Annotated in this window: 27 protein-coding genes; 17 read left to right on the top strand and 10 right to left on the bottom strand. The window is 67.4% G+C overall.

Features of this window, described 5'->3' with window-relative positions:
* The first annotated feature begins 105 nt into the window (after positions 1-105).
* The 7 genes from RT688_RS03560 to RT688_RS03530 are packed head-to-tail and all read left to right on the top strand — an operon-like array spanning position 106 to position 6,859.
* On the top strand, positions 106-1,047 hold the full coding sequence (locus tag RT688_RS03560; RefSeq protein WP_313703468.1) for an agglutinin biogenesis protein MshI: 942 nt from the start codon (positions 106-108) through the stop codon (positions 1,045-1,047).
* Complete coding sequence (locus tag RT688_RS03555; RefSeq protein ID WP_313703467.1) at positions 1,044-1,685, top strand: PilN domain-containing protein; 642 nt, start codon at positions 1,044-1,046, stop codon at positions 1,683-1,685. The genes RT688_RS03560 and RT688_RS03555 overlap by 4 nt, the downstream gene beginning before the upstream one ends.
* Positions 1,682-2,401: a hypothetical protein gene (locus RT688_RS03550; protein ID WP_313703466.1), complete on the top strand. Its 720-nt coding sequence runs from the start codon at positions 1,682-1,684 to the stop codon at positions 2,399-2,401. The genes RT688_RS03555 and RT688_RS03550 overlap by 4 nt, the downstream gene beginning before the upstream one ends.
* Positions 2,386-2,778, top strand: coding sequence for a hypothetical protein (locus RT688_RS03545; protein ID WP_313703465.1), 393 nt, complete (start codon positions 2,386-2,388; stop codon positions 2,776-2,778). Before RT688_RS03550 ends, RT688_RS03545 begins: the two co-directional genes overlap by 16 nt.
* 15 nt (positions 2,779-2,793) lie before the next feature.
* Complete coding sequence (mshL, locus tag RT688_RS03540) at positions 2,794-4,599, top strand: pilus (MSHA type) biogenesis protein MshL (RefSeq protein ID WP_313703464.1); 1,806 nt, start codon at positions 2,794-2,796, stop codon at positions 4,597-4,599.
* Entirely contained in the window at positions 4,599-5,486 is an 888-nt protein-coding gene (locus RT688_RS03535; protein WP_313703463.1) for an AAA family ATPase, read from the top strand. Before mshL ends, RT688_RS03535 begins: the two co-directional genes overlap by 1 nt.
* Positions 5,483-6,859: a tetratricopeptide repeat protein gene (locus RT688_RS03530; RefSeq protein WP_313703462.1), complete on the top strand. Its 1,377-nt coding sequence runs from the start codon at positions 5,483-5,485 to the stop codon at positions 6,857-6,859. Before RT688_RS03535 ends, RT688_RS03530 begins: the two co-directional genes overlap by 4 nt.
* 38 nt (positions 6,860-6,897) lie before the next feature.
* Here the strand turns inward: RT688_RS03530 and RT688_RS03525 are convergent, their stop codons facing one another.
* The gene (locus RT688_RS03525; protein ID WP_313703461.1) at positions 6,898-8,055 is read right to left on the bottom strand and encodes a pyridoxal phosphate-dependent aminotransferase; all 1,158 of its coding nucleotides are present in this window, start codon (positions 8,053-8,055) and stop codon (positions 6,898-6,900) included.
* Positions 8,056-8,080: 25 nt separating this feature from the next.
* Positions 8,081-8,536, bottom strand: a complete 456-nt coding sequence (locus RT688_RS03520) for a putative toxin-antitoxin system toxin component, PIN family (RefSeq protein ID WP_313703460.1) — start codon at positions 8,534-8,536, stop codon at positions 8,081-8,083.
* A 29-nt stretch (positions 8,537-8,565) separates the two neighbouring features.
* On the opposite strand from RT688_RS03520, the gene yaaA reads away from it, so the two are divergent.
* Positions 8,566-9,336, top strand: a complete 771-nt coding sequence (gene yaaA / locus RT688_RS03515; protein WP_313703459.1) for a peroxide stress protein YaaA — start codon at positions 8,566-8,568, stop codon at positions 9,334-9,336.
* A 40-nt stretch (positions 9,337-9,376) separates the two neighbouring features.
* Here yaaA and RT688_RS03510 read toward each other — a convergent pair whose 3' ends face one another.
* Complete coding sequence (locus tag RT688_RS03510; RefSeq protein WP_313703458.1) at positions 9,377-10,222, bottom strand: outer membrane protein assembly factor BamD; 846 nt, start codon at positions 10,220-10,222, stop codon at positions 9,377-9,379.
* 64 nt (positions 10,223-10,286) lie between these two features.
* Here RT688_RS03510 and RT688_RS03505 point away from each other — a divergent pair, with 64 nt between their 5' ends.
* Both RT688_RS03505 and pgeF read left to right on the top strand, forming a co-directional pair.
* On the top strand, positions 10,287-11,321 hold the full coding sequence (locus RT688_RS03505) for an RluA family pseudouridine synthase (RefSeq protein ID WP_313703457.1): 1,035 nt from the start codon (positions 10,287-10,289) through the stop codon (positions 11,319-11,321).
* Positions 11,321-12,097: a peptidoglycan editing factor PgeF gene (gene pgeF, locus RT688_RS03500; protein WP_313703456.1), complete on the top strand. Its 777-nt coding sequence runs from the start codon at positions 11,321-11,323 to the stop codon at positions 12,095-12,097. Before RT688_RS03505 ends, pgeF begins: the two co-directional genes overlap by 1 nt.
* A gap of 25 nt (positions 12,098-12,122) precedes the next feature.
* Here pgeF and RT688_RS03495 read toward each other — a convergent pair whose 3' ends face one another.
* Positions 12,123-12,341 (bottom strand): hypothetical protein, encoded by a 219-nt coding sequence (locus RT688_RS03495; RefSeq protein WP_313703455.1) that lies wholly within the window; start codon positions 12,339-12,341, stop codon positions 12,123-12,125.
* A gap of 44 nt (positions 12,342-12,385) precedes the next feature.
* Between RT688_RS03495 and phaC the strand changes: the two genes are divergently transcribed.
* From phaC to RT688_RS03475, 4 genes are all read left to right on the top strand, one after another.
* A complete protein-coding gene (gene phaC, locus RT688_RS03490; protein ID WP_313703454.1) occupies positions 12,386-14,188 on the top strand; it encodes a class I poly(R)-hydroxyalkanoic acid synthase in 1,803 nt (600 codons plus the stop codon).
* 184 nt (positions 14,189-14,372) lie between these two features.
* Positions 14,373-14,933: a polyhydroxyalkanoate synthesis repressor PhaR gene (phaR, locus tag RT688_RS03485; RefSeq protein ID WP_313703453.1), complete on the top strand. Its 561-nt coding sequence runs from the start codon at positions 14,373-14,375 to the stop codon at positions 14,931-14,933.
* A gap of 242 nt (positions 14,934-15,175) precedes the next feature.
* A complete protein-coding gene (rimO, locus tag RT688_RS03480; RefSeq protein ID WP_313703452.1) occupies positions 15,176-16,585 on the top strand; it encodes a 30S ribosomal protein S12 methylthiotransferase RimO in 1,410 nt (469 codons plus the stop codon).
* A 130-nt stretch (positions 16,586-16,715) separates the two neighbouring features.
* Positions 16,716-17,879 carry a cystathionine beta-lyase gene (locus RT688_RS03475; RefSeq protein WP_313703451.1) on the top strand — a complete coding sequence of 388 codons (1,164 nt, stop codon included), beginning with the start codon at positions 16,716-16,718 and terminating at the stop codon, positions 17,877-17,879.
* Positions 17,880-18,073: 194 nt separating this feature from the next.
* Here the strand turns inward: RT688_RS03475 and RT688_RS03470 are convergent, their stop codons facing one another.
* The 3 genes from RT688_RS03470 to trxC all read right to left on the bottom strand — a co-directional run bounded on the left by RT688_RS03470 (position 18,074) and on the right by trxC (position 20,034).
* Positions 18,074-19,033: a chemotaxis protein gene (locus tag RT688_RS03470; protein WP_313703450.1), complete on the bottom strand. Its 960-nt coding sequence runs from the start codon at positions 19,031-19,033 to the stop codon at positions 18,074-18,076.
* A 75-nt stretch (positions 19,034-19,108) separates the two neighbouring features.
* Positions 19,109-19,471, bottom strand: a complete 363-nt coding sequence (locus RT688_RS03465; protein ID WP_313703449.1) for a hypothetical protein — start codon at positions 19,469-19,471, stop codon at positions 19,109-19,111.
* Between the two features lie 128 nt (positions 19,472-19,599).
* On the bottom strand, positions 19,600-20,034 hold the full coding sequence (gene trxC / locus RT688_RS03460) for a thioredoxin TrxC (RefSeq protein WP_313703448.1): 435 nt from the start codon (positions 20,032-20,034) through the stop codon (positions 19,600-19,602).
* A 166-nt stretch (positions 20,035-20,200) separates the two neighbouring features.
* Between trxC and RT688_RS03455 the strand changes: the two genes are divergently transcribed.
* Genes RT688_RS03455 through RT688_RS03445 form a run of 3 tightly spaced genes read left to right on the top strand, consistent with a single transcriptional unit; the run spans position 20,201 to position 22,191 of the window.
* Positions 20,201-20,962: a DUF72 domain-containing protein gene (locus tag RT688_RS03455; RefSeq protein ID WP_313703447.1), complete on the top strand. Its 762-nt coding sequence runs from the start codon at positions 20,201-20,203 to the stop codon at positions 20,960-20,962.
* A 10-nt stretch (positions 20,963-20,972) separates the two neighbouring features.
* The gene (locus RT688_RS03450; protein ID WP_313703446.1) at positions 20,973-21,767 is read left to right on the top strand and encodes a Mut7-C RNAse domain-containing protein; all 795 of its coding nucleotides are present in this window, start codon (positions 20,973-20,975) and stop codon (positions 21,765-21,767) included.
* A 4-nt stretch (positions 21,768-21,771) separates the two neighbouring features.
* Positions 21,772-22,191 (top strand): hypothetical protein, encoded by a 420-nt coding sequence (locus RT688_RS03445; RefSeq protein WP_313703445.1) that lies wholly within the window; start codon positions 21,772-21,774, stop codon positions 22,189-22,191.
* A gap of 10 nt (positions 22,192-22,201) precedes the next feature.
* Here RT688_RS03445 and RT688_RS03440 read toward each other — a convergent pair whose 3' ends face one another.
* From RT688_RS03440 to RT688_RS03430, 3 genes are read right to left on the bottom strand one after another with little or no spacing between them, the layout of a single operon-like run.
* Positions 22,202-22,522: a hypothetical protein gene (locus RT688_RS03440; RefSeq protein ID WP_313703444.1), complete on the bottom strand. Its 321-nt coding sequence runs from the start codon at positions 22,520-22,522 to the stop codon at positions 22,202-22,204.
* Between the two features lie 31 nt (positions 22,523-22,553).
* Positions 22,554-23,453, bottom strand: a complete 900-nt coding sequence (locus RT688_RS03435) for an EamA family transporter (RefSeq protein ID WP_313703532.1) — start codon at positions 23,451-23,453, stop codon at positions 22,554-22,556.
* A 52-nt stretch (positions 23,454-23,505) separates the two neighbouring features.
* Positions 23,506-24,234 carry an ABC transporter ATP-binding protein gene (locus RT688_RS03430; RefSeq protein ID WP_313703443.1) on the bottom strand — a complete coding sequence of 243 codons (729 nt, stop codon included), beginning with the start codon at positions 24,232-24,234 and terminating at the stop codon, positions 23,506-23,508.
* Position 24,235: the final 1 nt, after the last annotated feature.

Genomic DNA, 24,235 nt, shown 5'->3' with positions numbered 1-24,235 from the left:
GTGCAAAGTGACAACTTTTTTTGTTCGCTTTGACGCCGTACTTGAATATAATCAAGCCTTTACCGTAAACACCTGATAGCCGCACCACCACTGAACCGGACCTGCATGCGTTTTTTTAGAAGAACCAAGAAGAGAGAAGGATGGCTGGCGATCAGCCTGCTGCGCGACGGCATCGCCGCCGTCAGCATGCAGACCGCGCCCGACATCCGGCCCCAGGTCCGTCAGGCGGTGTTTTACCCGGGCAAGGTGGGCCCGGAACTGCTGGAAAAACTGGGGCGCGAACTGCATGCGAACGCCTACCGCTGCAGCACGGTCCTGGCCGGCGGCGAATACCAGATCCTGTCGGTCGACGCGCCCAACGTCGAGGCGAGCGAGCTGAAGACGGCGGTGCGCTGGCGCCTGAAGGACATGCTCGACTTTCACATCGACGACGCCACCATCGACGTGCTCGACCTGCCGGTCGACAGCGCGGCGGCCGGGCGCGCCCAGCATTCGATGTTCGCGATCGCGGCGCGCAACAGCACCATCGAGGCGCGCCAGAAGCTGTTCGCCGGCGCGAAGGTCGACTTGTCGGTGATCGACATTCCCGAGATGGCGCAGCGCAATATCGCGGCCATGATCGAGCCCGAGGGGCGCGGGTTGGCCATGCTCTCCTTCGGCGACGAAGGCGGCCTGCTGACCGTGTCCTACAAGGGTGAGCTGTACCTGGCGCGGCGCATCGACATCGCGCCCGAGCAGCTGCTCGACGCCGACCTCGAACGCCGGCACCACAGCTTCGACCGCGTCACGCTCGAACTGCAGCGTTCGCTCGACAACTTCGAGCGCCAGTATTCCTTCGTCAGCGTGGCCAAGCTGGTGCTGGCGCCGTCGGCCATCGCCGGGCTCGAGGACTACCTGTCGAGCAACCTCTACATGCCGGTCGAGACGCTCGACCTGGCTACCCTGTTCGACTTCGGCCGCGCGCCGGAACTGGCCGACCAGGTCTTGCAGCAACGCTTCCTGGTGCCGCTCGGCGCGGCCCTGCGCCACGAGGAGACGGTGCTGTGAGCCAGCAGATCAACCTGTTCAATCCGATCTTCCTGCAGCAGAAGAAGATCTTTTCCAGCAAGACCATGGCCCAGGCACTGGGCGTGCTGGCGCTGGGCGTGGCGGCCATGGCGGTCTACGGCAACGTGCGCGTGACGGCGCTCCAGCGCCAGGCCGACGCCGGCGCGGCCCAGCTCCAGCAACGCGAGGCGCGGCTGGCGGCGGTCACGGCCGAGTTCGCGCCGCGCCAGAAGGATCCGCTGCTCGCCGCCGAGGTGCAGGAGGCCGAACGCCAGCTCGGCGCCCTGCGCGAGGTGTCCGGCGTGCTGCAGCGCGGAGAACTGGGCAATACCCGCGGCTATGCCGAGTACTTCCGCGCGCTGGCGCGCCAGCATGCCGACGGCCTGTGGCTGACCGGCCTCACCATCAACGGCGCCGGCAGCGAGATCGGGGTGCGCGGCCGCGCCCTCGATCCTGCCGCAGTGCCGGGCTACCTGACGCGCCTGACGCGCGAACCCATCCTGCAGGGCAAGGGCTTCGGCAGCCTCTCGATCTCGGAAGGCGCGCAGGAAGCCGCTGCCGCTACCCAGCCGGCCACGCAGCCGGCGCCCTTCGTCGAATTCAGCCTGCAATCGAACAGCGAGGCGCCGCGCCCATGAAAGAACAGTGGATCAAACTCGCGGCGCGTATCGACGCCTTGACGCTGCGCGAACGCATCATGGTGTTCGCGGCCAGCGCCGCGGCCATCGTCTTCCTGCTGCACTTCTTCGCGCTCGGGCCGCAGCTGCGCCAGCAGGATGCGCTGCAGGCCCGGATCGGGCAGCAGAACAACAACATCGAAGGCATCGACAACGAGATCCGCGCCCGCGTCGAGGCGGCGCAGCGCGATCCGGACGCCCCGGCGCGCGAACGCCTGGCCGCGGTGCGCAAGGAAACCGAGGCGCTGAGCCTGCAGCTGCGCGCGATGCAGAACGGCCTGGTCGCGCCCGAGCGCATGGCGCCGCTGCTCGACAGCATCCTGCGCGCCAACGGGCGGCTCAGCCTGGTGTCGGTGCGTACCCTGCCGGCCGAGTCGGTACTCGAAGCGGGGCGCCGCGCCGCGCCCGCTGCGGGCGAGGGCGCTTCCGCCGCGGCGGCACCGGCGGGCGCGCCAGCATCGGCGCCGGGCACGGCCGAGCTGCTCTACCGCCACGGCGTCGAGATCACGGTGCGCGGCAACTACCTCGACATGGTCGACTACATGGCCGCGCTGGAAAGCCTGCCGACCCAGCTGTTCTGGGGCCGCGCCGAGCTCGCGGCCGAGACCTGGCCGGCGTCGCGCCTGAGCCTGACGCTCTACACCCTCAGCCTGGACCGCAAATGGATGAAGCTGTGAACCGCCGGCGCCTGATCGGCCTTCTGCTTGCCGCCTGCGCGCTGCCCGCGGCGGCGCAGGCGTTGCGCGACCCGACCCGGCCGCCGGCCGCGCTGATGCAAGGCGCCACGGCGGCCGGCACGGCGGCGCCGGTGTCCGGTCCCCGGCTCCAGTCGATCCTGATCGCGCGCGAACCGGGCGGTCGCCACGTCGCCGTGATCGACGGCGACACCGTGCGCCTGGGCGAACTGTACAAGGGCGCGCGCGTGACGCGCATGAGCGCGAACGAGGTCGAGCTGGTGCGCGGCCGCGAGCGGCGCGTGCTGAAACTGAACCCAGGCGCCGCGCCGGCGCCGACGCCGGCGAGCAGCGCAAGCCTGCGAGCAAGCAGGGACTGACGGGAACCAATGACGATGCGAAAACACCTACTCACCACGAGCGTCCTGTCGGGCGCCGCACTGCTCGCCGGTTGCCAGGCCACGCCGCCCCATGCGACCTACGACGCGATCAAGCAGGAGGTCGCCACCGCCAGCGCCGCCACCAGCGCGCTTCCAGGCAACGGCGCGCCGGGCAACGATGCCGTGGCCGATGCGCTGCTGCCGCCGGCGGCGAAGCTGGCCCAGGAACTGCCGAAGGCGAAGCCGGCGCTGGAAGAGCGCTTCAACGTCGCCTTCAACAACGTCCCCGCCCAGCAGTTCTTCCGCTCCATCGTGGCCGGCACGCGCTACAACATGCTGGTGCATCCGGAGGTGTCCGGCACCATCAGCGCCAATTTGAAGGACGTGACCCTGCAGGAGACGCTGGAGGCGATCCGCGAGATGTACGGCTACGACTACAAGATCGAGGGCAACCGGGTCACGATCCGTCCGCTGACCATGCAGACCCGTATGTTCCGCGTGAACTACCTGGTCGGCAGCCGCCGCGGGTCGTCGAACCTGCGCGTGACCTCGACCTCGGTGTCGAACGCCGGCGCCAACAACAACGGCGGCGGCAGCCAGGGCCTGGGGGTGGGCAACCAGGGCAATGGCCAGAACAACCCGAACAACCGCAACAACCCGAACAATCCCTACGGCCAGGGCAATGCCCAGCTCGAGAGCACCGACGTCAACACCTCGTCGGAGAACGACTTCTGGACCGACCTGCGCGAATCGATCGCGGCCATCGTCGGCTCGAAGGAGGGCGGGCGCAGCGTGGTGGTCAGCCCGCAGTCGGGCGTGCTGGTGATCCGCGCCATGCCGGAAGAGCTGCGCAACGTCGACGCCTACCTGAAGGCGACCCAGCTCGCGGTCGACCGCCAGGTGATCCTGGAAGCGAAGATCCTCGAGGTCGAGCTGAACGAGCAGTTCCAGAGCGGCATCAACTGGGCCTCCTTCGCCTCGATCAAGAGCTCGCACCCGAACCGCGTCTCGACCGGCATGATCTCGCCGGGCACGGGTCTCGCGCCCTTGCCCTATACCGGAGGGCAACCGCCGGTGATCAGCAACGGCACCGGGCTGTCGGCCAGCACCGGCTTCTCGCTGTCGAACGCGGCCAACGCGGCGGGCTCCCTGTTCGGCCTGGCGGTCCAGACCAACAACTTCGCGGCCCTGATTTCCTTCCTCGAATCGCAGGGCACCGTGCACGTGCTGTCGAGCCCGCGCATTGCCGCGGTCAACAACCAGAAGGCGGTGCTGAAGATCGGCACCGACGAGTTCTACGTGACCGGCGTCACCACCACCATCAACAGCAACACCACCGGCGACACCGTCACCCCGAGCGTGACGCTGCAGCCCTTCTTCTCGGGCGTGGTGCTGGACGTGACGCCGCAGATCGACGACAGCGGCAACATCCTGCTGCACGTGCACCCGTCGGTGAGCCAGGTCAGCACCGTGACCAAGGGCGTGAACCTGGGTTCGGCCGGTTCGCTCACGCTGCCGCTGGCGGCTTCCAGCACCTCCGAGCTCGACAGCATCGTGCGCGGCCAGGACGGCCAGGTGGTGGCGATCGGCGGCCTGATGCGCCAGGCCGCGACCGACGACACCGGCCAGCTGCCGGGCGCCGGCCAGGTGCCGGTGCTGGGTGCGCTGTTTCGCAACAAGAACAAGATCAGCCAGAAGCGCGAGCTGGTGGTGCTGATCAAGCCGACCATCGTCGACAGCGCCAACAGCTGGAATCGCGACCTGCTCGACGCCACGCGCCGCATCGAGCAGCTCGACCCGCGTACTCTGGAGCGCCGGTAATGTATCAAGCGCATTTCGGCCTGCGCGAGCTGCCGTTCGGCATTACGCCGGACACGAGTTTCTTTTTCGGCAGCGCGCGCTCGCAGGAAGCGCTGAACACCTTGTTGATTGCCGCCCGCAGCGGCGAAGGCTTCATCAAGATCACCGGCGAGGTCGGCACCGGCAAGACGCTGCTGTGCCGCAAGTTCATGGCGACGCTGGGCGAGGATTTCATCACCGCCTGGCTCCCCAATCCTTTCCTGGAGCCGCGCACGCTGATGCTGGCCCTGGCCGACGAGCTGGAGCTGGTGCTCGACCGCGAGGTCGACCAGCACCAGCTGCTGCGCACCATCACCCACCACCTCCTGATGCTGGCCGGGCAGGGCAAGCGCGTGCTGCTGTGCATCGACGAGGCGCAGGCACTGCCGCTCGAGACCATGGAGGCGCTGCGCCTCCTGACCAACCTCGAGACGGAAAAGCGCAAGCTGCTCCAGATCGTCCTGTTCGGCCAGCCCGAGCTGAACCGCAAGCTCGCGCTCGAGTCGATCCGCCAGCTGGCCCAGCGCATCACTTTCCACTACCACCTCGGCCCGCTGGGCCGGGACGACCTCGACTACTATCTCGCGCACCGCCTGCGGGTGGCGGGCCACGACGGCGCGCGCCTGTTTTCGCGCCGCGCCGTGGCGCGCCTGTACCGCGCCAGCGGCGGCATCCCGCGCCTGGTGAACGTCCTGGCGCACAAGGCGCTGATGCTGTGCTACGGGGAGGGCCGGCAGGAGGTGAGCGCGGCCCACGTCGCGGCCGCGGCGCGCGACACGATGGCGGCCAGGCCGCGCCGCTGGCCTTGGGTCGCCGGCGCCGGTGTGCTGGCCGGCATGGCGGGATTTGCCTGGACCTTTGTACGATGAGCCTGATAAATAAAATGTTGCAGGACCTCGATGCGCGCGGCAACGGGCGCAGCGCGGACATTCCGCTCGAAGTCAAGCCGGTGCCGCAGCCGGCCGTCCGGCCGCCGGTGCGCCGGATCGCCGCCGTCACCGCCGCGCTGCTGGCCGTGGCCCTGGGCGCGGCGGCCTGGGTGCTGTTGCCGATCAAGGGCAAGACCTTCGATCCGCGCCCGCCGGTGCCGGCCGCGCAGGTGGCGCCGGCCCCATTGCCCGCGCCGGCCGCGGCGGAACCGGCGCCGGTCACCGTGGCCGAGGTCGCGCCCGCTCCCGCGCCGGCCCCGGCCGCGCCCGACGTGCCGGACGAGCCGGCTCCGGCAGCCGCAGCGGCCGCCGCGAAGGAAGCGGCGCCGCTGCGCGCCAGGCCGTCCACGGCGCACAGCGTGCCCCGGGCGCCCGCCGAGGCCCCGCGTGCGCCGCGCGAGACGCCCGCCGCCGCAATTGCCGCTCCCGCGGCGCCAGCCGCCCCGGCCGCGTCGACCACGACCTGGGCCGTCGCCAGCGCCCGCGCCCGCGCCGAGGAAAAACGCCTGGCCCGGCGCTGGGCCGCCGAGGAACGCAGGATCGCCGCGTTGCCGGCGAGCGAACGCGCGGCCGCGACGCGCCGGCTGCGCGCCGAGCAGGACAGCGCGGCGCGCAAGGCGCGCACCGACGCGGCCTGGATCGCCGCGCTCAAGCGCAAGGAAAGCGCCGCCGGCGCCCTGGCGGGCGAAGCGGAGGGGGGAGAGGCGCGCCCCGCCGCCAGCCAGGCCACGGGCCGCAGCGAAACGGCGCTGCAGCGCGCCGACAACGCTTACCGCCGCGCGCTGGCCAGCCTGCAGGAAGGCCGCGTGTCGGACGCCATCGCCGGCCTGCAGGCAGCGCTGCGCATCAATCCGCGGCACGAGGCGGCGCGCCAGACCCTGGTCGGCCTGCTGATCGAGAACAAGCGCATGGACGAGGCGACGGGCGAACTGCAGCAGGCGCTGACGCTGGACGCGCGCCAGCCGGCGCTGGCGATGCTGCTGGCGCGCCTGCAGATCGAGCGCGGCGGCAGCGGCATCGAGGTCCTGCTGCGCACCCTGCCTTACGCGGCCGGCGACGCCGACTACCACGGCTTCCTGGCCGCGGCCCTGCAGCGCCAGGGACGGCACCGCGAAGCGGCCGAACAATACCAGGCGGCGCTGCGCGGCATGCCGGCCAAGGCGGTGTGGTGGATGGGCCTGGGCATCTCGCTGCAGGCCGAGAAGCGCAATGCCGAGGCCCTGGACGCGTTCCGGCGGGCGCAGGGCAGCGGCACGCTGTCGCAGGAATTGCAGGGCTTCGTCGAGCGCAAGATCGCGCAGCTGGGCCGGTAAAGCGCGACGGCGCCGCGCTGGCGCCATGGCCGGCAAGCTCAAATACGCGTCAGTTTCTCGAGCGCCAACGCGAGCGTCTCGTCCTGCTTGGCGAAGCAGAAGCGCACGATGCCCGACTCCTTCGGCTGGCTGTAGAAGGGCGCGACGGGAATCGCGGCGACCTGGAACTCGGCGGTCAGCCACTTGGCGAATTCGGTTTCCGGCAGCGTCGAGATGGCGTCGTAGCGCACGCACTGGAAATAGGTGCCGTCGGCCGGCAGCAGTTCGAAGCGGGTGCCCGCCAGTCCGGCGCGGAACAGGTCGCGCTTCCTCTGGTAGAAGGCCGGCAGCGCCAGGTAGGGCGCCGGGTCGGCCATGTAGCGCGCGAGGCCATGCTGCATAGGCGTGTTCACGGTGAAGACGTTGTACTGGTGGACCTTGCGGAACTCGGCGGTGAGCGCCGCGGGCGCCGCCACGTAGCCGACCTTCCAGCCGGTCACGTGATAGGTCTTGCCGAAGCTCGAGACCACGAAGGCGCGCTCGGCCAGCACCGGATGGGTCGCAACCGACGCGTGGTGCTGGCCGTCGTAGACCATGTGCTCGTAGACTTCATCGGACAGGATCAGGATATCGGTGCCGTCGACGATCGCCGCCAGGCGCTCCAGGTCGGCGCGGCGCAGGATGGTGCCGGTCGGATTGTGCGGCGAGTTGATGACGATCAGCCGGGTGCGCGGATTCACCGCCGCCGCCACCTTGTCCCAGGGCAGGCTGTAGCCCCCGGGCCCGACGTCCATCGCCACCGGGACCGCCACGCCGCCGGCCAGCGCGATCGCCGGCGCATAGCTGTCGTAGGCCGGCTCGATGACGATCGCTTCCTCGCCCGGATGCACGCAGCAGAGGATGGCGGTGGTCAGGGCCTGGGTCGCGCCGGCCGTGACCGTGATTTCCAGGTTGGGGTCGTAGGCGCGGCCGTAGAGGCGGCCGATCTTGGCCGCGATCGCTTCGCGCAGGGCCGGCACGCCGCTCATCAAGGGATACTGGTTGTGGCCGGCGCGCATGGCCTCGTTCACGTAGTCGAGCAGCAGCGGGTCGCAGCCGAAGTCGGGGAAGCCCTGGCCGAGATTGACGGCGCCGTGTTCGGCGGCGAGGGCCGACATCGTGGAGAAGACGGTGGTGCCGACGGCCGGCAGGCGCGATTGCAGTGCTGGGGTGCTCATGGTCGAAAGCGTGGTTGCGGTCCGCTTATTCTACAGCCGCAGCCAGTCGTGCCTTGGTCCACGCTTCCGGCAGCATGATGCGGAACAGGCCGGCCTGCATGGTCTTGCGGCCGAGTTTCAACAAGGCCTTGTCCTTGGTGACCAGGATCTGGGCGCCAGCGTCGCGCGCGATCTCCAGGAACTTCTGGTCGTCGCGGTCGGTGCAGACCGGCAAGCGGATCGGTTTGCTGTCCGGCGCCTCCACGGTAATCAGGGCGTCGAAGCGCTCCTGCGCTTCGCGCCGCGATGCCTCGTCCAGCGGCAGGTGCGGGTAGTGCAGCACGACCAGGTATTCGTCGCGGCAGTCGACACGGGTCACGGCCCGGACTTCGCCGGCCTCGAGCGCGCGCAGCAGGCGTTCCCAGCGCGGGTCGCGAAAGACGAACAGATCCAGGCAGACGTTGGTGTCGAGAACGATGCGTTGTTCGGAAGCAGGTATCATATAGGGACTTAATTGCTTTTACGTTTACGATGCTGATTGTTTTATCGCCTGCCAAGTCGCTCGACCTCGACACCCCATCCCCGACCCGGGACCACACGCTCCCCGACTTCATCGACCGCGCCGGTCAGTTGATCGGCGTGCTGCGCGATTTGTCGCCCGGCCAGGTCGGCGACCTGATGCACATTTCCGACAGCCTGTCGGTGCTCAACGTGGCGCGCTACGCCAGCTGGACCGCGGACCACGGCGAAGGCTACCAGGCTGTGATGGCCTTTAACGGCGACGTGTATGCCGGGCTCGATGCGCGCAGCCTGGATGCGACGGGAATCGCCTTTGCCCAGGCCCGCCTGCGCATCCTGTCGGGCCTGTACGGCCTGTTGCGCCCGCTCGACCTGATCCACCCGTACCGCCTGGAAATGGGCACGAAGCTGGCCAATCCCGACGGCAAGGATCTCTACACCTTCTGGGGCGAGACCATCACCCGCGCGCTGAACGCCGAAGTCGCGAAGACCGGTTCCTCGGCGCTGGTCAACCTGGCCTCGGAAGAGTATTTCAAGTCGGTGAAGCCGAAACTGCTCGACGTGCCCGTCGTCACGCCGGTGTTCGAGGACTGGAAGAACGGAAAATACAAGATCATCTCCTTCTTCGCCAAGCGCGCACGCGGCATGATGGCGCGCTATGCGATCGAGAAGGGCATCACCGATCCTGAGCAGCTCAAGGAGTTCGATGTCGACGGCTATGCCTATGTTCCGTCGGAGTCGGGTGAGCGCAGCTGGGTGTTCCGCCGGAAAATCGAGGCGTAAAACGACGTAGGGTGGGCACTCCGTGCCCACCCTACCGCTGTCACTGCGTAGCGGTGACGTCCTTCGGCGCCGGCTTGGCGCCCGACTTCGACCAGAACTTCCACCACGGCGCATCGCCGCTGCCCTTGCCGCCCATGAAGCGGCTGTTCGGGTAGTTCAGCTGGAACACGCGCTGGGTGTCGTCGCGCAGGTCGAACATGCCGAGCTTGTCGTAGGAGCGGATCATGATGAACAGCGCTTCCTCGCGCGACGGCGATTCGCTGTAGTCCGACACCGCGTTCTGGGCGCGGTTGACGGCGGCCAGGTAGGCGCCGCGGCGATAGTAATAGTTCGCGACGTGGACCTCGTAGGCGGCCATCGCGTTGATCAGGTAGTTCATGCGCGCGATCGAGTCGGGCGCATACTTGCTGTTCGGGAAGCGGTCGACCAGGGCCTTGAAGGCGGCGAAGGCTTCGCGGGTTGCACGCGGATCGCGTTCGGACGGATCCTGCGAATACAGCACGCTCATGAAACCGATCTGGTCGTTGAAGTTGACCAGTCCGCGCAGGTAGTACATGTAGTCGACCTGGGGATGGTTCGGGTGCAGCTTGATGAAGCGCTCGACCGCGGCCAGGGCCTCGGCCTGGTCCTGCGCCTTGTAGTGGGCGTAGGCGATTTCCATCTGGGCCTGGGCGGCGTAGGTGCCGAAGGGGTAGTTCGCTTCGAGGCGACGGAACAGCGGAATTGCTGCTTCGTAGTGGCCGCCGGCCATCTCTTCGCGTGCCTCAGCGTATAATTTCTCCGCTGATTGATTTTGGGTGGCGTCTGTCTTCTTCGGCAACATGCCGCAGCCCGACAGGCCCAACAAGGCACTCGTAGCAAGCACCACCAACAATTTTTTTTGCATAGCTTTTTGCAGAAAAGTTTTACCGAGATTCAACGAACGGCTGATTATAGCCGATGGGACTGACGTGATATTAACTCCTGCGCCGAATTCGGCGGAATTACCCCTGGACTCCGATTTCGACGACGAGATCGTCGCCGAGTTTCCCCTTGCCGGCGGCATCGACCTGACGCCGATCACCCTGCACCTGGATGCCCAGGCCTGCGGCCAGCGCCTCGACAAGGTCGTGGCCGGCCTGGTGCCGCAGTTCTCGCGCAGCCGCCTGCAGCTGTGGTTCGAGCAGGGCCACGTGCTGGTCGACGGCAAGCCGGCGCGCGGCAAGGACACCGCCTACGGCGACGAGACCGTGGTCGTCGAACCGCAGCCGGCGCCTGAAGACACCGCCTTCGCCCCGGAAGCGATCGCCCTGAACATCGTCCATGAGGACGAGCACATCCTGGTGATCAACAAGCCGGCCGGCCTGGTCGTGCATCCGGGCGCCGGCAACTGGTCGGGCACGCTGCTCAACGGCCTGCTGCACCATGCGCCGCAACTGGCGTCGGTGCCGCGCGCCGGCATCGTGCACCGCCTGGACAAGGACACCAGCGGCCTGATGGTGGTCGGCAAGACCCTGGCCGCCCAGACCGACCTGGTGCGTCAGCTGCAGGCGCGCAGCGTCAAGCGCGAATACTTCGCCCTGGTCTGGGGCACGCCGAATCTCTCGGGCACCATCAACGCGCCGATGGGGCGGCACCCGAAGGACCGCGTCAAGATGGCGGTCTCGACCGGCCTGGGCGCGAAACCCGCGATCACCCACTACGAGCGCGTCGCCAGCGGCATGCTCGACCGCCGCCCGGTCAGCCTGGTGCGCTGCTCGCTCGAGACCGGCCGCACCCACCAGATCCGCGTGCACATGCTGTCGATCGGCTTCGGCCTGGTCGGCGACTCGGTCTACGGCAAGACCCATCTGAGCCCGGTGTTCCATCGCCAGGCCCTGCAGGCGCGCCGCCTGGGCCTGGTGCACCCGGCCACCGGCGAAGCTTGCGAATGGGTGGTGCCGCTGGCCGAGGACTTCGCCGAGCTGATCGCACGCGCCGGCATTCCGGAACCGGACGCCGCCTGATGCAAGCCGCCGACCTCGTCATCCCCGACTGGCCCGGGCTGCCCGAGAACATCGGCGCCCTGGCCACCACGCGCGCCGGCGGCGTCTCGGCCGGTCCCTACGACGACGGCCGCGGCGGCGGCGGGCTGAACCTGGGCCTGCACGTCGGCGACGATCCGGCCTCGGTGGCCGAGAACCGCGCGCGCCTGCAGGTCCTGCTGCCGGGACGCCCGGCCTGGATCGCGCAAGTGCACGGCAACGGCGTGGTCGATGCCGCGACCGTCGGTCCGGGCCAGCCGGTGCGCCAGGGCGACGCCAGCATCGGCATCCAGCGCGGCGTGGTCTGCGCCATCCTCACCGCCGACTGCCTGCCGGTGCTGTTCGCCGACCTCGACGGGCGGGTGGTAGGCGCGGCGCATGCCGGCTGGCGCGGGCTGGCCGGCGGCGTGCTGCAGGCAACCGTGCGCGCCATGCGCGCCGCGGGGGCAGGGGAGATCAGCGCCTGGCTGGGGCCGGCGATCGGGCCAATGGCCTTCGAGGTGGGGCAGGACGTGTTCGACAGCTTCGCGCGGGCGCTGCCGGGCGTCGACATCGGCTTCGCCTTCCGGCGCCATCCCGAACAGGCGTCGAAATACCTTGCCGACATGTTCGCGCTGGCGCGGCTGATGCTCGAGAACGAAGGCGTGACGGGGATTGCCGGCGGTATCCATTGCACCGCCACCGAGCGCGACCGTTTTTATTCGTATCGCCGCGATGGCGTGACGGGGCGCCAGGCGAGTTTGATCTGGCTCAAGTAGAAAACTGCAAGGTCATCGAGACTGGCTAGTCCGCGCCGGCACTGTCGCCGGCCACCCCGTCAGGCCGGCGCGCCGATGCGTCGGCGCGACGCCGGCGCCGCCTTCCCGCCCCGGCGAGGTAAAAAAGTATAGACAAGGGCAACACGCCATAGCCGAAAAAAGTCATAATTCCGGCAATCACCGAGGTTTCGGTCGCCGCCATCAGGATGACGACGTAGGCCCAGCCGATTGCAACGATCCACATGCTTTTCTCCAGTTGACAACCAGATTCTACCAACGGAAGCCGACATGAACATGCCCGACCCGCAAGCCTTCGCCGCAACCTGGATGACGCAGCTGACCGACCCCTCGGTCTGGCAGGGCTGGCTCAAGCTGCCAGGCGCGAATTTCGGCGCCAATCTCGGCGCCAACCTCGGCGCCAACGTCGGCGCCAACCTGGGCGCCGGCGCGGCCAACCCGCTGGCCGGCATCCTCAAGGACTTCAAGGTCGGCATCGACCCGGCGCGCCTGGACGCCCTGCGCCAGGACTACCTGCAAAAGGCGGGCAAGCTGTGGCAGGACTTCATGATGGCCAAGACTCCCGAGCTGCACGACCGCCGCTTCTCGGGCTCGGAATGGACCGCCAATCCCTTCTCCGCCTTCTCCGCCGCATCCTACCTGCTCAACGCCGACTTCATGCTGGCCCTGGCCGACGCCGTCGAGGCGCCGCCGCGCGAGCGCCAGAAGATCCGTTTCGCGGTGCAGCAGATGGTCGACGCCATGTCGCCGGCGAACTTCCTCGCGACCAACCCGGAAGCGCAGAAGAAGATGCTCGAGACCAAGGGCGAAAGCCTGACCCAGGGCCTGCAGAACATGCTGGCCGACATGCAGAAAGGGCGCATCTCGCAATCGGACGAGTCGGCCTTCGAGGTCGGCCGGAACGTCGCCACCACGCCGGGCGAGGTGGTCTACGAGAACGAGCTGTTCCAGCTGATCCAGTACCGCCCGAGCACCGCGCAGGTGCGCGAGGTGCCGCTCTTGATGATCCCGCCCTGCATCAACAAGTTCTACATCCTCGACCTGCAGCCGGAAAACTCGGTGGTGCGCTACGTCGTGGAACAGGGCAATACGGTGTTCATGGTGTCCTGGCGCAACCCGGACCAATCGATGGGCGCGCTGACCTGGGACGACTATGTCGAGCGCGGCGCCATCCAGGCCCTCGACGTGGTGCGCGCGATCAGCGGCCAGCCGAAGACCCACGTGTTCGGCTTCTGCGTCGGCGGCACCATCGCCGCCACCGCGCTGGCGGTGCTGGCGGCGCGCGGCCAGCAGCCGGCCGCGAGCCTGAGCCTGCTCACGACCCTGCTCGACTTCAACGATACGGGCGTACTCGAGGTCTTCGTCGACGAAACCCAGGTCGCGCTGCGCGAACAGAACCTCGCGAAGGGCGGCATCATGCCCGGACGCGACCTGGCCACCACCTTCTCGGCGCTGCGCCCGAACGACCTGGTGTGGAACTACGTCCAGCAAAACTACCTGAAGGGCAAGACCCCGCCCGCCTTCGACCTGCTGTACTGGAATGCCGACAGCACCAACCTGCCGGGCCCGATGTTCTGCTGGTACCTGCGCAACACCTACCTCGAGAACAAGCTCAAGCAGCCGGGCAAGCTGACGGTCTGCGGCGTGCCGGTCGACCTGGGCCGGATCGACTGCCCGGTCTTCATCTACGGCTCGAAGGAAGACCACATCGTGCCCTGGCCGGCCGCGTTCGCCTCGATGAACCTGCTCAATCCAAAGAAGGCCAAGGCCAACCGTTTCGTGCTGGGCGCATCGGGCCACATCGCCGGCGTGATCAACCCGGCGTCCAAGGGCAAGCGCAGCTACTGGGTGAATGGAAAAGGCGGCGACAAGAACGGCCGCGGCCGCCCGCGTACGCCGGAGGAGTGGTTCGCCGGCGCCGTCGAGCACAAGGGCAGCTGGTGGCCGGAATGGGCGCGCTTCCTGGCGGAAAACGGCGGCAAGGAGGTGCCGGCCCCGAGCCAGGCGGGCAACGGCCAGTACCTGCCGTCCGAGCCGGCGCCGGGACGCTACGTCAAGGCGCGCGCCGATTGAAGGCGTGTGGGTATTGCTTATAAATAAATTGAATGGTAAAACCTTCAATTGCTGCACCTGCACCGGAATTCCTTGAATTCCGGTCCTGCAAGCAACACGGAGACAGCAGGAGCTACCCACCACCGCTGTATGGTCATGATTAAAGCGCGGCCCATGAAGCCAAGCGCAACCAATGGAACTTGAGATGAGTAGTGCAAAAAACAGTACTGAACGCCTGATCAAGAAATACCCGAACCGTCGCCTCTACGACACCCAGACCAGTTCCTACATCACCCTGACGGACGTGAAGCAACTGGTGCTCGACGCCGACGAGTTCACGGTGGTCGACGCCAAGACGAACGAGGACCTGACCCGCAGCATCCTGCTGCAGATCATCCTGGAGGAAGAAGCGAACGGCGTGCCGATGTTCTCGAGCTCGGTACTGGCCCAGATCATCCGCTACTACGGCCACGCGATGCAGGGCATGATGGGCTCCTACCTGGAAAAGAACGTCCAGGCCTTCACCGACATCCAGAACAAGTTCACCAGCAGCGCCGCCGGCGCCCTGGAAGGCAAGCCCTTCAGCCCGGAAATGTGGACCCAGTTCATGAACGTCCAGGGCCCGATGATGCAGGGCATGATGAACAACTACATCGACCAGAGCAAGAACCTGTTCATGCAGATGCAGGAGCAGATGCAGAACCAGAGCAAGGCGATGTTCGCGGCCTTTCCCTTTCCGGGCATGAATCCGCCGGACAAGAAGTAAGCACGGCCGGGTGGCGTAGGGTGGGTACTCGTACCCACCTGTGCCGACCTGGAAGGATCCCCGCCCCGAAACAGCGTTTGTAGGATGGACTCCCGAGTCCACGCTGTCTCATCGGGAGGGTTACGCCGCCTTCAAACAACACCGTCGCCCCGGCGTGGCCGGCAAAAAACGATCCTCGGTTCTCCACGAAGCCCGCTTCGGGTACAATCGCGGATTGCCCAGAATTTTTTGCCGTCCTCTCCATGACTGAACTTCGTCGCAATCCTCTCCCCACCAGTATCGATGCCGTGACCGGTGCCCACACGGCGCCCAAGGTCGGCTTCGTCTCGCTCGGCTGCCCGAAGGCGCTGGTCGACTCCGAACAGATCCTGACCCAGCTGCGCGCGGAGGGTTACCAGACCGCCAAGTCCTACGACGGCGCCGACCTGGTGATCGTCAACACCTGCGGTTTCATCGACGCCGCGGTGCAGGAATCGCTCGATGCGATCGGCGAGGCGCTGGCCGAGAACGGCAAGGTCATCGTCACCGGCTGCCTGGGCGCGAAGAAGGATGCCTCGGGCGAGGACATCATCACCAAGGTGCACCCGAAGGTGCTGGCCGTGACCGGCCCGCACGCGGTGGCCGAGGTCATGAATTCGGTGCATACCCACCTGCCCAAGCCGCACGATCCCTTCGTGGACCTGGTCCCCGACCATGGCGTCAAGCTGACCCCGAAGCACTACGCCTACCTGAAGATTTCCGAAGGCTGCAACCACCGTTGCAGCTTCTGCATCATCCCGTCGATGCGCGGCGACCTGGTCTCGCGTCCGATCCATGAGGTCCTGACGGAGGCCGAAAACCTGTTCAAGGCCGGCGTCAAGGAACTGCTGGTGATCTCGCAGGACACTTCGGCCTATGGCGTGGACGTGAAGTTCCGCACCGGCTTCTGGAACGGCCGCCCGATCAAGACCCACATGACCCAGCTGGTCGAAGCCCTGGGCGTGCTCGCGCGCCAGTACGACGCCTGGGTGCGCCTGCACTACGTCTATCCTTACCCGCACGTCGACCAGGCGATCCCGCTGATGGGCGACGGCCACGTCCTGCCTTACCTGGACATCCCGATGCAGCACGCGCACCCGGACGTCCTCAAGCGCATGAAGCGTCCGGCCAGCGGCGAAAAGAACCTGGACCGCATCCTGGCCTGGCGCAAGATGAACCCGGACCTGACGATCCGCTCGACTTTCATTGCCGGCTTCCCGGGCGAGACCGAGGCCGAATTCGAATACCTGCTGGACTTCCTGCGCGAAGCCCAGATCGACCGCCTCGGCTGCTTCGCGTATTCGCCGGTGGAGGGCGCCAGCGCCAATGAACTGGAAAATCCGGTGCCGGAAGAGGTGCGCGAGGAGCGCCGCGCGCGCGTCATGCTGTTGCAGGAAGAAATCTCGGCCAAGCGTCTGCAGGCCAAGGTCGGCAAGACCATCCGCGTGCTGGTCGACGAGGTCAACGCCCGCGAAGCGATCGGCAGGTCAAGCGCCGACGCGCCGGAAATCGACGGCGTCGTCCACATCAAGCGCTCGCTGGTGCCGGGCAAGGCCAAGCTCGCCGTCGGCCAGTTCGCCGACGTCGTCGTGACGAAAGCCGACGCCCACGACCTCTGGGCGACCGTGGCGTAATATGGTTCCGTAGGGTGGGTACTTGTACCCACCGATCTGGCACCGTAACATTGCCGGCCGCTGTCAGCACTGACAGCGCCGGCATTGTCGCATCAAGCGAGCCGAATTCACATCGCAAGAAAGGGCCCCCATGACCAAGAAGTCCCTCCAGACCACCCTGATCCACACCGACTATGCGCCCCCGACAGGCTTCGACGCCTACCCGCCCGGCATCCACCGCGCCTCGACCGTCCTGTTCGAGAACGTCGCCGCCCTGCGCTCGGGCGACTGGAAGAACAAGACCGCCTACACCTACGGCCTGCACGGCACCCCGACCACCTTTACGCTCGAAGCGCGCCTGGCCGAGATCGAGGGCGGCAACCACTGCCTGCTGGCGCCCTCGGGCCTGTCGGCGATCGCCATGGTCGATTTCGCCTTTCTCAAGAGCGGCGACGACGTCCTGCTGCCCGATAACGTCTACAACCCGAACCGCGAACTGGGCCGCTGGCTGGCGCAGGACTTCGGCATCAGCGCGCGTTACTACGACCCGCTGGTCGGGTCCGGCATCGCCGAACTGATCCAGCCGAACACGAAGCTGGTCTGGACCGAGGCGCCGGGTTCGGTGTCGATGGAAGTGCCGGACCTGCGCGCGATCTGCGACGCCGCCCACGCGCGCGGCGTGCTGGTAGCGCTGGACAACACCTGGGCCGCGGGGCTGGCGCTGCGCGGCTTCGACGTCGGCGCCGACATCGTCATGCACGCGCTGACCAAGTACCAGTCGGGCGGCTCGGACCTGTTGATGGGCGCGGTCATCACGCGCGAGCGCGCCGTCCACGACAAACTGGCCACCGCCCACATGCGCCTCGGCCTGGGCGTGAGCCCGGACGACGCCTACCTGGTGATGCGCGGCCTGCCGACCATGAAGCTGCGCTTCGAGGCCCACGACCGCGCCGCGCGCGAGGTGGCCGCCTGGCTCAAGGCCCGTCCCGAGATCGTGCGCGTGCTGCATCCGGCATTCGCGGACTGCCCGGGCCACGAGACCTGGAAGCGCGATTTCAGCGGCGCCGGCGGGCTGTTCTCGGTGATCTTCGACGAGCGCTACACCGAGGCGCAGACCGACCGCTTCGTCGATTCGCTGCAGTTGTTCGGCCTCGGCTACAGCTGGGGCGGCGCCAACAGCTTGGCGGTGCCGTACCGGATGCAGGCGATCCGCCGCGACTGGCAGGAGAAGGGAACGCTGGTGCGCTTCAATATCGGGCTGGAAGACCCGCGCGACCTGATCGCGGATATCGAGCAGGCGCTGGCGAAACTGTGAGGGTGGTGTGATGCCGCCTGCGGCTTCGGCGGCGTCAACGTTGAGGTGCTGGGGCGTCCGCGTGGGCACGGGTGCCCACCCTACGAAAATCGATGGATATCATGCCGTTGTAGGGTGGGCACCTGTGCCCACGCGGTACCACGTTTGAATAATCGAAACGCAACCGGGACGCAGCGCGGCGCCCCGATTCCAACTTACTGCTTCAACACCCGCCGCAGCGTATTGGCCAGGTCTTCCGCCGAGAACTTCGCCACGTAGGCGTCGGCGCCGACGTTCCTGACGTGTTCCTCGTTGGTGGTGCCCGACAGCGAGGAGTGGATCACCACCGGAATGTTCGCCATGCGGGCGCTTTTCTTGACGTTGCGGGTCAGGGTGAAGCCGTCCATTTCCGGCATCTCGAGGTCGGTCAGCACGAGGGCGACCTTGTCGGACGCGGTCTTGCCCTCGGCTTCGGCGGCATTCGCGATGCTGTTCAGCTGGTCCCAGGCTTCCTTGCCGCTCTTGGTCATGACGTAGGGCAGGCCCATCGCGTCCAGGCCCTGCTCGATGAGGGCGCGGGCGACCACCGAGTCGTCCGCCGCCAGCACGACCGAGCCCGGCTTGATCTGGATCCTGGCGCCGACCGCCTGCTGGCTGATCTCGGGGCTGGCGTCCGGGTTCAGGTTGCGCAGGATGGTCTCGACGTCGAGCACCTGGGCCAGGCGACCCTGCTCGCCATTCTCGCCCTCGAGGCGGGCGATGCTGGTGACCATGCCGCTGCCGGCGCTCTTTTCGGCCGACATCACCTGGCTCCAGTCCAGGCGCACGATCTCTTCCACGCTCTCGACCGCGAAGGCCTGGGTGGTGCGGGCGAATTCCGTGACCAACATGATGTTCAGGCCGGTTTTCGGCTTGACGCCGGCGATCGCCGGCAGGTCGAGCACCTGGATGATCTGCCCGCGCAGGTTGACCACGCCGAGCACGTGCGGCGGCGAACCCGCCACCGCGGTGATCGCCGGCATGGCGACGATTTCGCGGATCTTGAATACGTTGATGCCGAACAGCTCGTTGTGCTCGCCCTTGTCGTCGCCGCCGAGGCGAAACAGCAGCAACTCGAACTTGTTGGTGCCCGTCAGATTGCTGCGCTCGTCGACTTCCTGCTGAACCGATTTCATATGTCGCCCTGAAAATTAATGATGCCCTCGGGAAAGCATTCTAGCCGTGAAAAGGACGAAATTGTAAAGACGGGCTTAAACAGGCATGGATTTGTTGCTGTTCAGATCCAAAAAACCACGAATCAGGCGGTAGGCCTTCCAGACCCACGCGATACCCCATATCAACAATGCCACAGGCAGGCCGACGATGGTCGCGAACAGGATGCCGCCGACCACCATCCACAGCACGTAGAACCAGAACGAGCGCAGCATCCAGGTATGGTGGCTGTACACCATGGTGCCCGCGGTGTCGGGCCGCTTGATGTAGTTGACGATCACCGGCAGGATCGACAGCATACCCAGCGAAAAGAAGAAAGTGGCGGCATGGACCAGGTAGAGAATGCGCGCCAGTTGCTTGGCGTCTTCGATTCCACGGTCCAGGACGAGTTCTTGCGACATGATCAGGCTCCTTCGGGACGACCCCGCTTGTTTTGATTGTAACAGTCCTGCATGGCGATTTCGCCAAGCTTGCGTGCAGGCCAACGCTGCGATGTTAAAGCCTGAAGCCGCAGTGTCAAAGCTGCATGCTAGAGCTGTGACTCGACCCAGGCGACGATCCGGCCCGCGTCCATGGCGCCGGCCTGGCGCGCGATCTCGCGTCCGCCGCGGAACAGGGCCAGGGTCGGAATGCTGCGGATCGCGAAGCGCGCCGACAGGTCCTGGGCGCGTTCGGTATCCACCTTCAGCAGGCGCACGCGCGGCTCGAGGCGCTGCGCCGCCTGCGCGTAGTAGGGCGCCATCATCTTGCAGGGGCCGCACCAGTCGGCCCAGAAGTCGACCAGCACCGGGATGTCGTTGCGCGTGACGTGGCGGGTGAACCCCTCGGACGAGACGTCCAGCGGCCGGCCGGCAAACAATGCTCCCGCGCATTTGCCGCACACGGGCTGGTCGGCCAGGCGTTCGGAAGCGAGACGGTTGACGGCCTCGCATTGCGGGCACACGATGTGGATCGGATCGCTCACGGTGTCATCTCCTCGGACAATGGATGTTGGCGCTATTGTAAGCCGGGCGGAGCGGGCGCGTGGTTCGCGCGCCGGTGCACGCAGGCCCTGGTAGCGAAGCTCAACCATGCGCCGCAGCAACGGCACCGGACGTAGAATCGCTTTATTAGCCATTGCGATAAAGCCAATGACCAAACCCACCCAGGCCTGCACCCAACTGATCGGCTGCGCCGGCTGGAGCCTGCGCAGCGAGCACGCCGCGCACTTCCCAAGCGCGGGCAGCCACCTCGAGCGCTACGCCGCCGTCTTCCCGATGGTCGAGATCAACTCGTCCTTCTACCGCCCGCACCAGCCCAAGACCTATGCGCGCTGGGCCGAGAGCGTGCCCGACGCCTTCCGCTTCGCGGTCAAGGTGCCGCGGTCGATCACCCACGACGCCGGCTTGCGCGACGTCGACGCGCTGCTGGAGCGCTTCGCCGGCGAGGCCGGCGCCCTGGGCAAGAAGCTCGGCTGCCTGCTGGTGCAACTGCCGCCGAAGTTCGGCTTCCACGACGAGACCGTGCGCGACTTCTTCCTGCGCCTGCAGACGCGTTTCGACTGCATGATCGCCTGCGAAGGCCGGCACCCGAGCTGGTTCAGCGATACCGCCACCGAGCTGCTGCGCGAGCGCGGCGTGACGCGCGTGATCGCCGATCCGCCCGCCGGCCAGCCGGGGCCGCACGTGCCGACCACGGAGGACATCTACGTGCGCCTGCATGGCGCCCCGCGCATCTATTACTCGTCCTATTCGCAGGCCTACCTGGAGGCGCTGGCGCGCGACCTGGCCGTGCACAGCGCGGCCGGCCGCACCGTCTGGTGCATCTTCGATAACACGGCGGCCGGCGAGGCGGTGCCGAACGCGCTCGAGGTCTTGCGTGCGTGCCGGGACGGCGCGGCGCCAACCGTGTGATACTGGGTCCATGGTCACGGCGCGCTTTCGCTTCTACGGGGAACTGAACGATTTCCTGCCGCGCGAGCGGCGCGGGCGCGCGTTCGCCACGTCTTGCGCGCGCGCCGCCACGGTCAAGCACATGATCGAGGCGCTGGGCGTGCCGCACACGGAGGTCGAACTGATCCTGGCGAACGGCGAGACCAGCGACTTCGACCGCTTGCTGGAAGAGGGCGACCGGGTCGCGGTCTACCCGAAGTTCGAGACCTTCGACATCACGCCGCTGCTGCGCGTGCGCGAGCGTCCACCGAGGCGTCCGCGCTTCGTGGCCGACGCCCATCTCGGCGGCCTGGCGCGCCTGCTGCGCATGGCCGGTTTCGACACGCTCTACGACAACCATTACCACGACGACCAGATCGCCGCCATCGCCGTTGACGAGGACCGGGTCGTGCTCACGCGCGACCGCGAGCTGCTCAAGCGGCGCACGGTCACGCACGGCTGCTACCTGCACGCCTTGAGGCCGGCGCAGCAGTTCCACGAACTGTTCGAGCGGCTCGACCTGGCCGCCAGCGCGCGGCCGTTCACGATCTGCCTGCACTGCAACCTGCCGCTGCGCGCGGTCGACAAGGCGGCCGTGCTGCACCGGTTGCCGCCTTCGGTGCGCGCACTGCACGACGAATTCAATACCTGCGACCGCTGCGCGCGGGTGTTCTGGAAGGGCTCGCACCACAAGCGGATGACCGAACTCCTGGACAGCGTCACGGGTGCTGCGCGGCAGCGCGCGCCCGGGGTAGAATCGGCGGCGAATCCGGATCCTGGACCCTAGCCGCGTGAACGAACCCGCCGTCAGCCTGCCGTTCCCGATCCGCACCGAGTGCCCGCCCGGCGCCTGCGTGTGCGGGTACGAGCGCGTCCTGGCCGATCCCCAGGCCGACCACCGCCCGCTGGCGATCGACCGCCGCCAGGAGCAGATGCTGGTCGCGCGCATCGAGCGCGTGACGGACTACGCCGACCTGCGGCACGTGCAGGAGCTGATCCGCCAGAACGTCGGCGCCGAGCTGCGCATCGCGCCCGGTCCGAACGAGGTGCGCACCGTGCGCGGCATCATCATCGTCCTCGAGGACAAGCCGGGCCTGTGCAGGAAGGTGAGGCAGTCGGTGCCGGCGGCGGTGCGCCGCCTGCTGCAGGAAAAGCCCGAGATCGCCTATGCGATCCTCGACGCGCACGACCTGTTCGGCGCTCTACACTGAATGTCGCCGCTCAGGTCTTGACGATGTACTTCAGCACGAAGCCGACCAGCAGGCAGGCCGCCATCACCAGCGACAGTCCGCCGTGGAACATGTCGCTGCCGACGGAGACCTCGCGCGACATCTCTTCCTTGCTCATCTTGCCGGCGCGCGTCAGCACCACCGGGCGCAGCAGGCCCTGGATGCCGAGCAGGACCAGGCCGATGCCGATCAGGGTCTCGCCGGTGAGGCCGCGCTCGATGCCGGTCGACAGGCCCATGCCGCCCAGGCCGACGCCGAACAGGAACCAGAAGGCGCGCGAACCCGGGTAACGCTTGAATTTGGAAGTCTCCATGCTTTCTCTTTCGACAGCGTAAAGTCCGGCATTATAGCGGGGCGCCGGCGCGCAGCCGCGGCTTGAAGACCACCAGCGCCAGCGACAGCACGACCAGGACGATGCCGGCCCACTGCCAGGGCGTGATGACGTCGCCCAGGGCGAGCATCCCGGCGGCGATGCCGACCGGCGGCACCGCCAGGCCGAAGGGCGCGACGCGGTTGGCCGGATGGCGCTTGAGCAGGCCGGTCCACAGCGCATAACCGAGGATGGTCGCGAACCAGCCCAGGTAGGCGAGCGAGGCCCAGGCGGTGTTCGACAGGGCGCGCCAGTCCCAGCGCGTTCCCGCCGGGTCGAAGGCCAGCGACAGCAGCACGAAGGGGACGATGGGCACCAGGCTGCTCCAGACCATGAAGGGCACGACCTCGAAGCGCGGCGCCGCTTCGCGGGCGCGCCGCACCACGATGTTCGAGGCCGCCCACATCGCCGCCGAGGCCACGGTCAGCAGGAAGCCGGCCACGGTCAGTTGCGTGCCGCCGTTGCGCTGGAGGACGTCGATCCCGAAGCAGGCCAGGCCGAGCGCGGCGATCGCCATGGCGGCCTTCAGACCTGCGCCGACGCGCTCGCCCAGCAGCACGAAGCCGAACAGGGCGGTGAAGAAGACCTGCATCTGCAGCAGCACCGGCGCCAGCGAAGCGGACATCCCGGCGCGCAATGCCAGGAACAGCAGCCCGAACTGGCCGACACCCTGGAACAGCCCGTACAGCAGCACCCAGCGCGCGGCCAGCCGCGGCGGCCGCACGAACAACGCCAGCGGCAGGAAGGCGAACAGGTAGCGTCCGGCGCCCAGCTGGAAGGGCGTCAGTTCGCGCAGGCCCAGCTTCATGGCGACGAAGTTGGTGCCCCAGACCAGCACCACGCACAGCGCGGCGGCGTAATCGCGCCCGCCCAGCACGCCCGCTTCCTGCACGGGTGCAGCGGCCGGGCCTGCGTCGGCGTCGGCTTTAATGTCCCTGCCCGCCGCCAAGGTAGGCCGCCACCACCTTGGGATCGTGCTTCAGGCTCTCGGCCGGGCCGTGCACCGAGATGCGGCCGTTCTCCAGCACGTAGCCGTAGTCGGCCACGTTCAGCGCGGCGGCGGCGAACTGCTCGACCAGCAGCATGGTCACGCCTTCCTTCTTCAGGCGCGTGATGATGCGGAACACTTCCTCGACCAGGATGGGCGCCAGGCCCATCGAGGGTTCGTCGAGCAGCACCACGTCGGGGTTGAGCATGACGGCGCGCGCCATGGCCAGCATCTGCTGCTCGCCGCCGGACAGGGTGCCGGCCAGCTGCTCGCGCCGCTCCTTCAGGCGCGGGAACAGCTCCATCGCCCGTTCCAGGTCGTGCGCCACGTCGCCCTTCGGCCGCGCCCGGGTAAAGCGCGGGAAGGCGCCCAGCAGCAGATTATCGGTGACGCTCATCGTGGCGAACACCCGCCGTCCCTCGGGCGAATGCGCCAGGCCGCTCCTTGCGATGCGGTGCGAGTCGAGCCCGGTGATGTCCTTGCCGCCCAGCGTCACCTTGCCGGCGCGCGGCTTGATCATGCCCGAGATGGCGCGCATGGTGGTGGTCTTGCCGGCGCCGTTGGAGCCGATCAGGGTCACCAGGCTGCCTTTCGGGACGTCGAGCGAGATGCCGTGCAGGACCTGCACCTTGCCGTAGGCCGCTTCCAGATTCTGTATCGTCAGCATG

Origin of the sequence: Massilia sp. (assembly GCF_032106685.1) — a bacterium.
Lineage (GTDB): Bacteria > Pseudomonadota > Gammaproteobacteria > Burkholderiales > Burkholderiaceae_D > Telluria.
This window is presented reverse-complemented; position numbering and strand designations above follow the sequence as displayed.

Bases quoted from the DNA above. Each gene is read 5' to 3' on its own strand.
- RT688_RS03455 (WP_313703447.1), top strand. From the start codon at position 20,201: ATGACCAAACCCACCCAGGCCTGCACCCAACTGATCGGCTGCGCCGGC.
- RT688_RS03510 (WP_313703458.1), bottom strand. From the start codon at position 10,222: ATGCAAAAAAAATTGTTGGTGGTGCTTGCTACGAGTGCCTTGTTGGGC.
- RT688_RS03450 (WP_313703446.1), top strand. From the start codon at position 20,973: ATGGTCACGGCGCGCTTTCGCTTCTACGGGGAACTGAACGATTTCCTG.
- yaaA (WP_313703459.1), top strand. From the start codon at position 8,566: ATGCTGATTGTTTTATCGCCTGCCAAGTCGCTCGACCTCGACACCCCA.
- RT688_RS03545 (WP_313703465.1), top strand. From the start codon at position 2,386: ATGGATGAAGCTGTGAACCGCCGGCGCCTGATCGGCCTTCTGCTTGCC.
- RT688_RS03530 (WP_313703462.1), top strand. From the start codon at position 5,483: ATGAGCCTGATAAATAAAATGTTGCAGGACCTCGATGCGCGCGGCAAC.
- rimO (WP_313703452.1), top strand. From the start codon at position 15,176: ATGACTGAACTTCGTCGCAATCCTCTCCCCACCAGTATCGATGCCGTG.
- RT688_RS03525 (WP_313703461.1), bottom strand. From the start codon at position 8,055: ATGAGCACCCCAGCACTGCAATCGCGCCTGCCGGCCGTCGGCACCACC.
- phaC (WP_313703454.1), top strand. From the start codon at position 12,386: ATGAACATGCCCGACCCGCAAGCCTTCGCCGCAACCTGGATGACGCAG.
- RT688_RS03520 (WP_313703460.1), bottom strand. From the start codon at position 8,536: ATGATACCTGCTTCCGAACAACGCATCGTTCTCGACACCAACGTCTGC.
- mshL (WP_313703464.1), top strand. From the start codon at position 2,794: ATGCGAAAACACCTACTCACCACGAGCGTCCTGTCGGGCGCCGCACTG.
- RT688_RS03430 (WP_313703443.1), bottom strand. From the start codon at position 24,234: ATGCTGACGATACAGAATCTGGAAGCGGCCTACGGCAAGGTGCAGGTC.
- phaR (WP_313703453.1), top strand. From the start codon at position 14,373: ATGAGTAGTGCAAAAAACAGTACTGAACGCCTGATCAAGAAATACCCG.
- RT688_RS03440 (WP_313703444.1), bottom strand. From the start codon at position 22,522: ATGGAGACTTCCAAATTCAAGCGTTACCCGGGTTCGCGCGCCTTCTGG.
- pgeF (WP_313703456.1), top strand. From the start codon at position 11,321: ATGCAAGCCGCCGACCTCGTCATCCCCGACTGGCCCGGGCTGCCCGAG.
- RT688_RS03560 (WP_313703468.1), top strand. From the start codon at position 106: ATGCGTTTTTTTAGAAGAACCAAGAAGAGAGAAGGATGGCTGGCGATC.
- RT688_RS03475 (WP_313703451.1), top strand. From the start codon at position 16,716: ATGACCAAGAAGTCCCTCCAGACCACCCTGATCCACACCGACTATGCG.
- RT688_RS03550 (WP_313703466.1), top strand. From the start codon at position 1,682: ATGAAAGAACAGTGGATCAAACTCGCGGCGCGTATCGACGCCTTGACG.
- RT688_RS03495 (WP_313703455.1), bottom strand. From the start codon at position 12,341: ATGTGGATCGTTGCAATCGGCTGGGCCTACGTCGTCATCCTGATGGCG.
- RT688_RS03535 (WP_313703463.1), top strand. From the start codon at position 4,599: ATGTATCAAGCGCATTTCGGCCTGCGCGAGCTGCCGTTCGGCATTACG.
- RT688_RS03470 (WP_313703450.1), bottom strand. From the start codon at position 19,033: ATGAAATCGGTTCAGCAGGAAGTCGACGAGCGCAGCAATCTGACGGGC.
- RT688_RS03465 (WP_313703449.1), bottom strand. From the start codon at position 19,471: ATGTCGCAAGAACTCGTCCTGGACCGTGGAATCGAAGACGCCAAGCAA.